This is a genomic window from Stutzerimonas sp. FeSN7 (assembly GCF_030263795.1).
In the GTDB taxonomy this organism is placed as follows: domain Bacteria; phylum Pseudomonadota; class Gammaproteobacteria; order Pseudomonadales; family Pseudomonadaceae; genus Stutzerimonas; species Stutzerimonas stutzeri.
This window is the reverse complement of sequence record NZ_JARPMN010000001.1, coordinates 2,040,109-2,052,933: the sequence shown is the minus strand read 5'-3', so window position 1 is coordinate 2,052,933 and position 12,825 is coordinate 2,040,109. Positions and strand designations below refer to the sequence as shown.

The following is a 12,825-nucleotide window of genomic DNA, read 5'->3' as shown; positions in this document are numbered from 1 at the left end:
GGGCGAACTACAGGATAAGAACATGCCAAGCAATTCTTTCGGTGAATCCTCTTGTACCGCTGCAGCCAGCGGCCTCGTGCAGGTGCGTGGCGCGCGCGAGAACAACCTCAAAGAGGTGGACGTCTCCATCCCGCGGAATGCGCTGGTGGTGTTCTCGGGTGTCTCCGGCTCCGGGAAGTCCTCGCTGGCCTTCGGCACCATCTATGCCGAGGCGCAGCGACGCTACTTTGAGTCGGTGGCCCCCTATGCACGGCGCCTGATCGACCAGGCGGGCGTGCCGGACGTAGATGCGATCGACGGCCTGCCACCAGCGGTGGCGCTGCAGCAGCAGCGGGGGTCCAGCAATGCGCGTTCCTCCGTGGGCAGTGTGACCACCCTGTCCAGCCTGGTGCGGATGATGTATTCGCGCGCCGGCGCCTATCCCGCCAACCAGCCGATGCTGTACGCCGAGGATTTTTCGCCGAACACGCCGCAGGGGGCGTGCCCGACCTGCCACGGCTTGGGTCATGTGTACGAGGTGACCGAGGCGATCATGGTGCCCGACCCCTCCCTGAGCATCCGTGAGCGGGCGATTGCTTCCTGGCCACCCGCCTGGCAGGGCCAGAACCTGCGCGACATCCTGGTCAGCATGGGCTACGACGTTGACCGGCCGTGGAAGGACCTGCCGAAAAAGGATCGCGAGTGGATTCTGTTCACCGAGGAAACACCGACGGTGCCGGTGTACGCCGGCTTCACGCCCGCCGAAACCCGCGCCGCGCTCAAGCGCAAGATGGAGCCGAGCTACATGGGCACCTTCACCGGCGCCCGGCGGTATGTGATGCACACCTTTGCCAACACCCAGAGCGCGCTGATGAGAAAGCGCGTGTCCCGGTTCATGGAGGGCAAACCGTGCCCCACCTGCCACGGCAAGCGGCTCAAGCCCGAGGCGCTGTCGGTCACCTTCGCCGGCGTGGACATCGGCGCGTTCATGCAGATGCCGCTGGACCAGTTGGCGGCCTTGCTCGAACCCATCGCCCAGGGCGATTTCCGCGCCCATGCAGCGGGGGCGGCTACGGACAAGGAAGCGACCCGACGCGACCGTGCCGAACGCGCGGCCTCCGGTCGCGCCGTCCATGCGGTATCGCCCGACGTGCGCCGCACCTCGGCGCTATCGGAAGAAAAGCGCCTCGCCGCGCAGCGCCTGGCTGGAGGCGTGATGGCGCGCCTGCGCCAACTGCGCGAGCTAGGCCTGGGCTACCTGACGCTGGACCGGGCCACGCCGACGCTTTCGGCCGGCGAGTTGCAGCGCCTGCGGCTGGCCACGCAATTGAGTTCCCTGCTGTTCGGTGTCGTGTACGTGCTCGACGAGCCCTCCGCGGGCCTGCACCCCTCCGATAGCCAGGCCCTGTACGACGCACTCGACCGGCTGCGCGACGCCGGCAACTCGGTGTTCGTGGTGGAGCACGACTTGGACCTGATGCGCCGCGCGCAATGGCTCGTGGATGTCGGGCCGGATGCTGGGGAGCGTGGCGGCCGCGTGCTCTACAGCGGCGAGCCGGATGGCCTGCGCAAGATTGCCGAATCGCGCACCGCCCGCTATCTGTTCGAGGAGATCCCCGCGCCGGGAAGCCGGGCACGCGAAGCGACCGGCTGGCTGGAACTGCAGGGCATCCACCGCCACAACCTGCATGGCGTGGATGCACGCATTCCGCTGGGCGTGCTGACGGCCGTCACCGGTATCTCCGGCTCCGGCAAGTCCAGCCTCGTCGCGCAGGCCCTGCCGGAGTTGGTGCTGCTGCACCTGGGCCACGAGCCGGAAGACGATGCGGCCGAAAGCGCCACCAGCGAAGGGCCGGCGGTGATCGAAGCGACTGGCGGTCATCTGGCGGGCGATGTGGACGCCATACAGCGCCTGGTGCAGGTGGACCAGAAGCCGATCGGGCGCACGCCGCGCTCGAACCTGGCTACCTACACGGGTCTGTTCGACCATGTGCGCAAGCTGTTCGCCGCCACGCCCGATGCTCGACGCCGCCGCTATGATGCCGGACGGTTCTCGTTCAACGTCGCCAAGGGGCGCTGCGAGACTTGCGAGGGCGAGGGTTTCGTTAGCGTGGAACTGCTGTTCATGCCCAGCGTGTACGCGCCGTGCCCGACCTGCCATGGCGCGCGCTACAACGAGGCCACGCTGAAGGTGCAGTGGAACGGGCGCAACATCGCCGAGGTGCTGCAGATGACCGTGGACGATGCCAGCGAATTCTTCGCGGGTGAAGACGCGGTGGCAAGGCCCCTGCAACTGCTGCGCGACATCGGACTGGGCTATCTGCGCCTGGGGCAACCGGCCACTGAGCTTTCCGGTGGCGAGGCGCAGCGCATCAAGCTGGCGACCGAGCTTCAGCGCAGCCAGCGCGGCCGAAGCCTGTACGTGCTCGACGAGCCGACCACCGGGCTGCACGCGTCGGATGCCGACCGGCTGCTGGTGCAGTTGCAGCGCCTGGTCGATGCCAGCAATACCGTAGTGATGATCGAGCACGACATGCGTGCGGTGGCCCAAGCCGACTGGGTGATCGACGTAGGGCCAGGCGCGGGCGCTGCCGGCGGCAGCATCGTGGTGGCGGGTTCCCCTCAGCAGGTGGCCCGAAAGTCTGGCAGCCGAACCGCTCCGTTCCTTGCACGGGAGTTGGCGCGGGTCGAGTAGCTTAGTTCGCCAAATGTTGCCAGCTTCGCGGGGCATTGATCGTCGCCACACGGTGGTGACGGTCGCTGCCCGAGTCGCGTCATCCTTCCTGAGTCAAAGCAAGATAGGGATTGTTGGGCGGTATTTCGGCGAATACCAAGGACCCATTTTCGAGGAGGTAGCCATGCAGTCGGCGGGACTTCCTCGGGCCCGTGACTTCACAGGTCCAAATGTTCAGGCCATTTGAGTGCTTGCGGTGTAGCTGCAGTTTCTCAAAGCGCTTTTGCACCCACTGCCAATCCTGTTGCTTGTCCTGCCTGGCTAGCGCATCCACCTGGGGATGTTCCTGCGCATAGCGATGGAACACGCCGGGACTGACCAGGTAGGCGGTGTCGCTCACCGTATGCACGAGCGCCTTGGCGTCGTTGATGATGAGTCGCCGCGCGGCGACTCCCTGTTGCAGCCACGTCATGAAATGCTCCCCGGATGGTATCGCGACTATTGGAGTTGATGCAGGTCCAGGCGCAGGGGTAAGTGGCAAGGGAGACGCTGCGGCTGTGGTTGGGGCAGGAACGTCAGGCTGGGCAGGGACTTTCTCCACTGGCTCTTCACTCTTCCCCATGTCGGCCGTGCCATCCAATCCAACCATCGGCAGCATGTCCTCCATGACGTCGGGCACGGGCGGGGCCGCAGTCGGCAAGGCGGTATCGCTGCGAGGGCATTCCCAAGGGGGAGTCTCCTGACCTTCGGGTGCTGGCTGCCCCACGACCGCGGGCGGTGTGCCTGGTGCACTGCCGTTGATTTCCGCTGGCGTCGTGTCGATCGCCACCGTGCCTGCGAAAAGCGCTGGCCGCTCGCCGGATTCCCAGATCAGCGCGGGCGCGAGGCGCAACAGGGTGAACGAGTAGGACCAGCCGGTCGCACTGGTCACGGTCGCGCGCCAGACCGCCTTGCCGTCTGAGGTAGGCTGGAGCATGCCGTGGTCCTGCAGCACGTTGAAGACGGCGGTGTTGTTCGCAGGAATGCCGTCGATCCCCTGAGACAGCAGGTGCGCGCGCAGCTTGTCCGAGACAGTCTTGCTCACCAGCCACAGCCCATCCTCAGTGAGCCAGCCATCGGAGGCTTCCGGCTGATTCAGCTTCAACTGTTCCTTGAGCAGGAAGCGCAGCCCGTCCAGCAGCTTGCGTTGCAGCGCGTGCCTGGGCGCGGCCATGGCGCGCGCGGGATCGCCGCCCAGTTCCTGTGCCACAGAAGCGCGATCAGCCTGCACGACCAGTTCACCCAGCACGCCGGCGTGCTCGTACTGCCCGGCCAAGACGTAGAGCAATGGTGCCCACAGAGACGGATAGCCGCTGAGCCAGTCTAGGAGCGGACCATCGAGCAATTGGCGGTAGAGCAGCCCTGTTGCGGCGCTGTGCAACCGGTACTCGCGGTCTTCGCGGTAGCGGAAGCGGTACGACTGGTGCAGCGGGCCGTGCCAGGGATGCCACAGCGAGCCGTCTGCCAGCTCGACCAGCAGATCGACGGCCACCTTGCCGATGTCGTGCAGCCACGGCGTTGTAACCGGCGTAGTCGTCGGTCATCAGGTAGCCGCGGTAGCCATCGAGCAGGCGTAGCGGCACCTCCTGCGCGCGGCTGGCTGTGTAGTCGAAAAGGATCACCGGCTTGTCCGGCGGCCCACCGCTTTGCACCCACATCCAGGATTGTGCCGAGGGGTCGCGTCCCGGTTCATGCAGCACCTGCAAGCGCGTTTCGTCGCAGTGCAACACGGGGTAGTCCAGCAGCTTGTCGCGCATCAGGTTGAGCAACGGTTGCAGTTGCTCGCCACTTTGGATCACCCAACGCGCCAGGGGCTGGCGTGGGATGTCGACGCCGTGGCGGCTGCCCCCCTAAAGAAGGTTGGCCGTAGAAGAGCACTTGAAGGGCTTCGCGTCCCTCTCTGGAGTGTGCTGTCTTTTGCGTGTACAGCCCTGGTTTCAGCGTTGTCAAGTGGCAGTTTTGCTATAGGAGCGTTTTTTCCGCGCACCGCATCACTGGTAATGCTATTCGATCACTCGAAGCTTCGGATGATCTGATCGTTATTTGGTCAGATTGCTGTTTTTGACATCGGCAAAGACTGAAATCAGTCAGAAATACAAGGGTGTGCAGCCCTAGATTCTTTCTTGCAGCGCCTTGAAGAAGGCATCGATATTCTCATCGTGGCGTTTGTAGTAGGTCCAGGGGCCGATCCGCTGCGATGTCACCAATTGCGCGCGCTGTAGAGCTGCGAGATAAAGCGATGTCGTTGACTGCGAGAGGCCCGTGCGCTCTTGGATGATACTGACGCACACGCCTACCGTTTCTGGGTCGACTTCCTGCTCGGGAAAGACTGTCCTGGGATCCTTGAGCCAATTGAGGATGGCAAGGCGCGTCGGGTTCGCCAATGCTTTCAGGGCTTCGTTGACGTCAATAGTCATGAATTTTTTGAGACCTGTTTTTTTCGATATCTAGATATCTTCCTGATTCGCGCATCAAATTGGAAGGCTTCGCCATGATCTCTGCGCGCCTGCCCGTCGCAATGACGGGCTGGTTTGGACTGGAATCCTATTGCCCTGTCAGGTAGGACTATCGGGCACCTGTGCGCCGAATTGCGGGACGATATGTTTGCCAAGTTCCTCGATAACCTCTGCTGCGGGGCGTTTACCATACTTGAGGTTCAGGATGACGTGATCTACACCGATTTCCTGAAGTGTATCCAGCAAGGCCCGCAGGTGGTTACGTCCCAGTCGGAATCCTAGATGGATAGGCGAGGGTGGCGTGGATGGGTGTTCGTCCAGGTCGATATACAGCGATTGCAAGAACGGCTTGTAGATAGTGCCACATTGTTTAGCCGTTTCCTGTCGCCAATCTTCCACGATGAGTCGCTGCATTTTTGGCGGACGTGGATAGTTGATCCATCCATGGCTTTCACGCGCGATCCAATCGAGCGGCTGGCGGCTGTGTCCGGTTACGAATAGCGGTATTTCCCGAGTCGTAGGTTTGGGAACGAGATCGGCCCCCAGTAACTCGCCGTGACTCCAGCGAATGGGCTCGAAGTGTGTTCGATGGGCTTGGCGTATCACATTGAGGTTTTCTTGAAAGGTCTCGCCACGCTGTTCTGGATCAATGCTGAATGCGGGAAACTCCACGGGACGATCGCCAGAGGCTACTCCCAGGAGCAAGCGACCTCCGCTCAACTGATCAATGCTCGCTGCGGCCTTTGCCGTGTGCAAGGGATTACGCAGAGTAAGGGCGATGGAGGCGGTGCCTAGTGCGATTTTTGTTGTATGGGCTGCCATGTAGCCCAGATACACCCAAGGGTCGAAAACCTGGCCGACATCGCCGAAGCTTGGGTCCCTGAGTGGGACGTCGCGAAACCAGAGCGCCGAAAAACCAAGTGCCTCTGCACGTTTGGCCAGCGCGACCTGATCTAGCATGCTCGGTGTATCACCTTCGAAAGCCTCCAGGGGAAAGAACAGCCCAAGGCTTAGATGACCCTGCCTGAAGGTTCGTTTGAATCCCCTATGCTCTTGGTAGGGGATCGTGCTCGGTTGGTACATGCTTAACTTCCTCGGTCAACAATCGCTGAGCCACGCCCCTGAGTTATGGGGCGTGGCATTGAGCGTTTAGGATTTGTAAGTCGGGTAGTCGGTGTAGCCCTTATCGGTACCGCCGTACATGGTGCTTGGATCAACTGGGTTAAGCGGCCAGTTGTTGGCGATACGAGCGGGCAGGTCGGGGTTCGCAATGAAGGGGCGGCCAAAAGCGATCAGATCGCCCCAGCCAGCTTTTATCACGCGATTTCCTCGTTCAGCGGTGTACTTGCCGGCATAGATAATCTTGCCGCTGAATGTCTTACGAACAGCTTCCCGGAACGTCTCAGGCAGCTCGGGTGCGTTTTCCCAATCGGCTTCGGCGAGCGACAGGTAGGCAATGCCCACTTCCTCGAGGATCTTCACTGCCTCGATGTAGGTTTGATGAGGATCTTCTTCGACCAGACCAAGGTAGACGCGGTCTTCGTCTGTGGTCGCGAACAGCGGGGCGAAGCGAACGCCAACGCGCTCCTTGCCGACCACACCAGCAACAGCGAGGGTGATTTCGCGCAGGAAGCGAAGACGGTTCTGCAGCGAACCGCCATATTCATCATCACGCTGGTTGGTATGGGCCGAAATGAACTGGTTTACCAGGTACCCGTTCGCGCAGTGAAGCTCCACCCCGTCAAAACCTGCGTCCAAAGCATTTCGGGCTGCTTGGGCGTAGAGCTCAACCAGTTCCTTTACCTCCTTGGTGGACAGGGCTCGTGGGGTCGAAGGGTCGGCCAGTGTACCCGTGCCGGGGCCAGTTTCGATGAACACCTTGACGTTGTCCGCGCGGATGGCTGATGGCGCGACGGGCGCTTCACCACCGGGTTGCAGCGATGTGTGCGACACGCGGCCCACATGCCAAAGTTGAGCAAAGATCACCCCCCCTTCGGCGTGAACAGCGTCGGTGACCTTACGCCAGCCTTGTATCTGTTCCGGGCTATGAATGCCAGGTGTCCAGGCATAACCCTGTCCTCGGGGTTCGATCTGTGTGCCCTCGGTCACCATGAAGCCAGCACCGCTGCGCTGACGGTAATATGTGGCCATTAGGTCGTTCGCAATATTGCCGGGTTGGGAGCTGCGCGAACGCGTCAGTGGCGGCAGAACGATACGGTTCTTGAGGGTGTATGGGCCCAGCTGAGTCGTTTTGAAAAGTTCTGATTGTGTCATTTTGCTTACCTGCATATCTGAAATATTCGATGTCGTAGGTCGAAAAAACATGGATCAACGAGGTCTGAAGAGTCCGAGCGGTGCAGGTCACGAAGGCGCGCTGTGCGCCCTGCACCGCGCGGGCGACGTCGGCAGCTGTGGCGTTGGGATGTTGGTGAGAATTTTTCCGTTGGCGGGGTTGATAATGTCGAGGGCTTCACCGTATTCGTCCGAAACTCATTGGTTGTCAATAAACAGGCCGTAGCTGCTGTCGGGAAGGTGATTCGGACGGGTATCGCTGGAATCTTTCATGGGAGTACCTCCTGAGGTTTCTAGCGCGGTTATGGGTAGGCTATTCTCGATATTCATATATGTCAATATATTAATATCGCTTCCGGCACGTACGCATGGTTCCACGCCCTTGCAGCTCACTTCTGGATCAGCTGGGAGCGCGCCGTGCTTCGCGCTAGGGTTGCCTATGCAGTCAGCTCCCTTGAGCTTTTCATCATGGAGGCTGGCTGCATCAGGTATGCCATTGCCGTGATTGCGTTGATGCTATTGCCCGACAACAAAGGTATTCACCTTGACGATCTGGATGACAGCGAAGTTGACGCTACGCCCGCACTTCAACCTTCTTCTCCTCAGACGCATGTATAAGGAATGTTCGCGATGATCCGAATTGTCTACTTGTTGGTAAAGCCTATGTTCCGCCAGGAATGTTTGCGTCACTATCAGATGAGTGAGGGTATCCCTGGCCTGTTTAAATATGAGGTTAGGTTGGTGGCTGAAAACCCTGCCGATACCCATGTGCCATACCTGGATGTAGGGCCGGTTCACGCGATTGGCGAATGCTGGTTCCAAAGCCCGGAGGACTACCAACGATATATCGAGTCGGCAGTGCGCAAAGCCTGGTTCGAACATGGTAAAACGTTCATTGGCCAGCTCAAGCCCTTCGTCACTGAAACACTTGTTTGAAAGCTGCTCGAAGCGGTTATCTCCGATCAGGCCACCCCTCCATTCATTCTGGAGGGGCTTTCATCTACGAGTGAACCCCTGGTTATTGATTTAACGTAAATCACTGGCAGATTCCCCAATGAACATGGGGACCCGTGCGAGTCTCAATTCGCACGAGGTGCCGTCTATGTGTCGATTTGACAGCGTGTCCAACGACTGCGCGTGGGAACCATCGATCAGGTCGCCGATGGGGTAAAACATATCGAGCGGCTGATGCCTGCAAATCTCTCAGAAATCCTGGCAAGTTGCCGGGATGGTTCAGTGACGTGCCATGCAGCAACCCCAAGATGGCCCAACTGCAGGCAGTGAAACTCATTTCGCAGGGGTACACACCGGGACACTGCCTGGACATCAGTACCATCTGGTAGCGCAAAAGGTTGTAGCCCAGCAGCACACCCCATAGCTCTTGAGCGATCATCTCTGGCGTCTTGCTTCTCAGGGTATATTCGCCGCCCAGCAGTCTCTGCTTGATCGCCCGATAGCCCAGCTCGATTTCCCAGCGTTGACTGTAAAGGTCGACGATCTCCCCACCCGGAAAGCGCAGCGGGTCGACCATCGAAGTCAGTACGCTTACCATTTTTCCCTTGATCATCTTGCGCAACAACCGCGCTCGCATTTCGAGCGGACGACAGGTGGTATGTGGTCGGTAAATACATAGCGGCCATACTGTAAGCGCGAGTAGGCGGGTCTTTGGGCTGACGCCCGGCGATATCGTCAGGGCGTCAGATCCATACAGCCGTTCGATCAGGCTGCCGGCTTCAGAATGACCTTTGTCCAACCCTCATCTCGCGCATCGAAATGCTTGTACGCATCGGGCCCTTCCGCCAATTTCAGGCTGTGAGAGATGATCTGCGAAGGCTTGGCGCGGTCGTGATGGATCAGCTCCGCAAGCCTGCGGTTATAGGCTTTGACGTTGGCTTGCCCGGTGCGTATCTGCTGGCCCTTGAACCAGAACGCGCCGAAATCGAAGGCCATTTTGCCTTCCTTCGCCAGTTCATTTTTCGCGCCCGGATCCTGAGGAACAAACACCCCGACGACGCCGATGCCACCCGTGGCCTTGGTGGAAGCTACCAGGTTGTTCATCGTCAGGTGATTGGCCTCATGGCCGTGATTGTCACAGCACTGGTACCCCACACACTCACAACCTCGATCAGTGCCTTTGCCGTGAGTCAGGTTGAGGATCTGATCAACCGCCTCTTTCTCCAGGGAGTTGATTGGCGTGGCCCCCATCTGCGCGGCCAATTTCAATCGATCCGGATGGTTGTCGACCACGAACACTTGCGAGGCGCCTTTGATCATCGCGGCATGAGCTGCCATCAGGCCCACTGGCCCTGCACCGTAAATGGCGATGCTTTCACCCGGCATCAGGCCAGCCAGTTCAGTGGCATGCCATCCGGTGGGGAATATGTCTGACAGCATGACGTAGTCGTTTTCTTTCTCTTGCGCATCCTCTGGCAGCACCAGGCAATTGAAGTCCGCATATGGCACACGCAGCAGTTCTGCTTGACCACCCTGGTATGAGCCCATATCGGCAAACCCGTAAGCAGCACCAGCACTGCCGGGGTTGGCCGTGAGGCAGAAACCGGTCAAACCTTTTTCGCAGTTTTCGCAGAAACCGCAGCCGATATTAAATGGCAAACAGACGCGATCACCTACCTTGATGCGATCTACGCCGGCGCCGACTTCGATGACTTCCCCGAGGTTCTCGTGACCGAAAACACGTCCCGTCTCCATCGAGGTGCGGCCCTCGTACATGTGCAGGTCAGAGCCGCAGATATTGGTAGTGGTGATGCGCACTACGGCGTCGGTAGGTTTTTCGATCTTGGCGTCTGGGACATTTTGCACGCTGACGTCGCGTGGCCCGTTGTAAACGATGGCTTTCATTAGACTCTCCCGTTCAAGCGACGATGAGGTGGTTTCGTCTGCTTACGAGATATCTGTTTAGATCTACGAACGTATGTTCCACAAATCGAGCTATGACCAGACGAGTGGTGATGCCGTCGCCCGCGCGTGGCGGTCCTTGAATTTGCAGCTCGTGACGAACTTAGACAGTTGAACGCCATAGAAGGAATATGGCTACGTGTAGTGGTCTACTAATCCTGGACACCCTTTTAGGGCGAGAATGCTCGCCATTCAGAGGTGTTCGATGAGCAGACAACGACGTACTTTCACCCCCGAGTTTAAGCGCGAAGCAGCCAGTCTAGTGCTCGACCAGGGTTACAGCTGTCCTGAGGCAGCCAAATCCCTTGATGTAGGTGAGACCGCACTGCGGCGCTGGGTCAACCAGTTGCAGTTGGAGCGCGGTGGCATCACCCCCACAGCCAAAGCGCTTACGCCTGAGCAGCAGACTATTCAGGAGCTTCAAGCCCGCATCAACCGGCTGGAGCTTGAGAAGAAAATCTTAAAGGAGGCCACTGCGCTCTTGATGGCCGAGGAGCACGGGCGCAGACGTTGAAGTCGATTCGGCAGTTAGCAGCACGCTACCCAGTTCAACTGCTGTGTTCAGTGTTTGAACTGCCTCGTTCCTGTTACTACGCCCATATGGCTCGGCGCCGTCGCATTGATGTTCGGCGGGTGGGTTTACGCAGCCGTATTAGCGAACTTTTCAGTCAAAGCCGTAGTTCAGCTGGCAGCCGCAGTATCGTTGCCATGCTCAAGGATGAGGGCGTCAAAGTAGGTCGCTTCAAGGTCAGGGGCCTGATGAAGGAGCAGGGTTTGATCAGTAAGCAGCCAGGTTCTCATGCGTACAAAAACGCCACTGTTGAGCGGCCTGACATTCCCATGCTTTGGTGGCTGGTTGGGAGATCTAGAGCCACGATTCGCAGCCCTTTTCCGTCGATGGCGGCCTTGAGCTTCGACCAGTCTTCAGCCGGCAGGCGGGACAGTCGGTCGATAGATTCCACCAGCAGTACATCCCCCGGGTGGGAATCGGCCAGCAGGCGCACCAACTCGGGGCGATCAGCACGAGTACCAGATGCGTTCTCAATGTATTGCGCGGCAATGGCCTTGCCATGATCGGCAGCAAACTCCTCCAGGACGGAACGGGCTCGGGCAGCGTCTTGTTCGGCAGTAGAGGCCCGAAGGTAGGCACGGACAAACATTTCTTGATCCCTATGCGTGCTGTTTCAATTTGGGCGTTGCAGAAACATCGTTACAGTTTGGGTGTTAGTTATAGAGCGGCAAGGACGAATCTGCCGCGCCTTTTCCGTATCAGTTGAGGCATACCTCTAAAAACGCTAGCGTAGATTGATTACTTTTTGGTCTGCGATGGGCCGGAGTCGTTGCCGTAGCGGAGGTCCGTTGGCAACGCGACGGTGATTTTGGAAGTTAACGCCATCTCGAGCATGAGCCTGTTGCCGCAGTGGAGGTCAAACGGCAACGGTAGCTTCACCATTTGTCGCTCCTGAGCCCGAAACAGATGCAGTAGGTTCCGGGTACGGCCATGACGACGCAGACGATTGGCCCCACGCCCACGATTTGCCCCCAGAGGCTTTTCAGCAGCGGATAAGCGAAGAACACCGCTGCCGCTTCTGCCGGTTGCATGGTGGCCAGTCTGCCGAGGATGGCGGCACTCATTCCGGAAAGAAGTAGCAGCATGCAGCCTGTTACCGCCAATACTGGTCGGAGTCGGGATTGTGGATTGTGACGATAGCCAGAAGCTGGGACGTCCAGTGGCAATGGAATCTGCCGGACGAGCCTGCTGCGCCCAATGCGTGCGTCGAGGGTCAGGGCCAGCCAGGAAATTCCGATGGCGAATGTGAGGATGAAGCTAACAACCAGTGCAAGTGGCGACATGATCAAACTCCTCTGAGTGCTGTGGCGACTGCCCGTTAGTCGAAACCGAAGGACGAAAAACTGTCTCCGAAGCTGCTTATGCCGTGATCAAACGACAGGCTGTCAGTCATCGTGTCCGTGCCGAATGCGTTACCCATGACATCGAAACAGCTGTCGAGCATGGGCATTCCGTTGGCGGGATTGAGCCAGAAGGTTTCCATGGGTTCGAAGTGGGTCGATGAGAAAGCTGAGAAAGTATCCTCGGCTTGGGTCTGGCCTACCGGGTCAAATGAATCAGCCCAGTTAGTGTGATCCTGCAGGATGCTGTCGAACGACGTACTCGTGTCCCCATCTTCCAGCGAATCGACCTGATACCACCAACGTTCCTGGCGAATACCAAGGCCGTCATGCACCACGACCGCTTTTCCCTGGCTGGGATAGATGACCGTGGTGAATGCCGCTTTTTCTGGCCGGACGACAGAGGTGATGAGATTGGCAATGTGCGTAAACAGGTTCATGGCTAGCTCCTCGGTTTAGTTGGTTTCAGCATCTCCTGAACCCCAAATATGTTGCCGCTGACCGAAAACTGACCCAGTAGAGGCTGTTCTGCCGACTGAAAACTGACCCAGGTGTTCA

9 protein-coding genes and 4 pseudogenes are annotated in these 12,825 nt (G+C 59.1%); 3 read left to right on the top strand and 10 right to left on the bottom strand.

Features of this window, described 5'->3' with window-relative positions; translation table 11 throughout:
- Positions 1–22: 22 nt before the first annotated feature.
- Positions 23–2,674: an excinuclease ABC subunit UvrA gene (locus P5703_RS09480; protein WP_046618249.1), complete on the top strand. Its 2,652-nt coding sequence runs from the start codon at positions 23–25 to the stop codon at positions 2,672–2,674.
- Between the two features lie 79 nt (positions 2,675–2,753).
- Here the strand turns inward: P5703_RS09480 and mobH are convergent.
- The 5 genes and pseudogenes from mobH to P5703_RS09455 all read right to left on the bottom strand — a co-directional run.
- Positions 2,754–4,202: pseudogene (gene mobH / locus P5703_RS09475) on the bottom strand (MobH family relaxase); the annotation flags it as partial.
- Positions 4,200–4,536 (bottom strand): annotated as a pseudogene (locus P5703_RS09470) (IS66 family transposase); the annotation flags it as partial. The pseudogenes mobH and P5703_RS09470, both read right to left, overlap by 3 nt.
- A gap of 267 nt (positions 4,537–4,803) precedes the next feature.
- A complete protein-coding gene (locus tag P5703_RS09465; protein WP_012464920.1) occupies positions 4,804–5,109 on the bottom strand; it encodes an ArsR/SmtB family transcription factor in 306 nt (101 codons plus the stop codon).
- Between the two features lie 138 nt (positions 5,110–5,247).
- Positions 5,248–6,231, bottom strand: a complete 984-nt coding sequence (locus P5703_RS09460) for an LLM class oxidoreductase (protein WP_003291626.1) — start codon at positions 6,229–6,231, stop codon at positions 5,248–5,250.
- 66 nt (positions 6,232–6,297) lie between these two features.
- Positions 6,298–7,422: an alkene reductase gene (locus P5703_RS09455; protein WP_034000002.1), complete on the bottom strand. Its 1,125-nt coding sequence runs from the start codon at positions 7,420–7,422 to the stop codon at positions 6,298–6,300.
- A gap of 648 nt (positions 7,423–8,070) precedes the next feature.
- Here P5703_RS09455 and P5703_RS09450 point away from each other — a divergent pair.
- Positions 8,071–8,376, top strand: coding sequence for an EthD domain-containing protein (locus P5703_RS09450; protein ID WP_033999990.1), 306 nt, complete (start codon positions 8,071–8,073; stop codon positions 8,374–8,376).
- A gap of 100 nt (positions 8,377–8,476) precedes the next feature.
- Here P5703_RS09450 and P5703_RS09445 read toward each other — a convergent pair whose 3' ends face one another.
- The gene (locus tag P5703_RS09445) at positions 8,477–9,193 is read right to left on the bottom strand and encodes a transposase (protein WP_196740286.1); all 717 of its coding nucleotides are present in this window, start codon (positions 9,191–9,193) and stop codon (positions 8,477–8,479) included.
- Positions 9,160–10,299, bottom strand: a complete 1,140-nt coding sequence (locus P5703_RS09440; protein ID WP_033999988.1) for a glutathione-independent formaldehyde dehydrogenase — start codon at positions 10,297–10,299, stop codon at positions 9,160–9,162. Before P5703_RS09440 ends, P5703_RS09445 begins: the two co-directional genes overlap by 34 nt.
- 262 nt (positions 10,300–10,561) lie before the next feature.
- On the opposite strand from P5703_RS09440, the pseudogene P5703_RS09435 reads away from it, so the two are divergent.
- A pseudogene (locus P5703_RS09435) lies at positions 10,562–11,202 on the top strand (transposase); the annotation flags it as partial.
- On the opposite strand, the pseudogene P5703_RS09430 reads toward P5703_RS09435, so the two are convergent.
- The 3 genes and pseudogenes from P5703_RS09430 to P5703_RS09420 all read right to left on the bottom strand — a co-directional run.
- Positions 11,196–11,516 (bottom strand): annotated as a pseudogene (locus P5703_RS09430) (recombinase family protein); the annotation flags it as partial. The pseudogenes P5703_RS09435 and P5703_RS09430 sit on opposite strands and share 7 nt — an antisense overlap.
- A gap of 286 nt (positions 11,517–11,802) precedes the next feature.
- A complete protein-coding gene (locus P5703_RS09425; RefSeq protein ID WP_042927603.1) occupies positions 11,803–12,210 on the bottom strand; it encodes a hypothetical protein in 408 nt (135 codons plus the stop codon).
- Between the two features lie 35 nt (positions 12,211–12,245).
- Positions 12,246–12,707 carry a hypothetical protein gene (locus tag P5703_RS09420; protein WP_032904189.1) on the bottom strand — a complete coding sequence of 154 codons (462 nt, stop codon included), beginning with the start codon at positions 12,705–12,707 and terminating at the stop codon, positions 12,246–12,248.
- Between the last annotated feature and the right edge of the window lie 118 nt (positions 12,708–12,825).

Bases quoted from the DNA above. Each gene is read 5' to 3' on its own strand.
- P5703_RS09480 (WP_046618249.1), top strand. From the start codon at position 23: ATGCCAAGCAATTCTTTCGGTGAATCCTCTTGTACCGCTGCAGCCAGC.
- P5703_RS09465 (WP_012464920.1), bottom strand. From the start codon at position 5,109: ATGACTATTGACGTCAACGAAGCCCTGAAAGCATTGGCGAACCCGACG.
- P5703_RS09460 (WP_003291626.1), bottom strand. From the start codon at position 6,231: ATGTACCAACCGAGCACGATCCCCTACCAAGAGCATAGGGGATTCAAA.
- P5703_RS09455 (WP_034000002.1), bottom strand. From the start codon at position 7,422: ATGACACAATCAGAACTTTTCAAAACGACTCAGCTGGGCCCATACACC.
- P5703_RS09450 (WP_033999990.1), top strand. From the start codon at position 8,071: ATGATCCGAATTGTCTACTTGTTGGTAAAGCCTATGTTCCGCCAGGAA.
- P5703_RS09440 (WP_033999988.1), bottom strand. From the start codon at position 10,299: ATGAAAGCCATCGTTTACAACGGGCCACGCGACGTCAGCGTGCAAAAT.
- P5703_RS09425 (WP_042927603.1), bottom strand. From the start codon at position 12,210: ATGTCGCCACTTGCACTGGTTGTTAGCTTCATCCTCACATTCGCCATC.
- P5703_RS09420 (WP_032904189.1), bottom strand. From the start codon at position 12,707: ATGAACCTGTTTACGCACATTGCCAATCTCATCACCTCTGTCGTCCGG.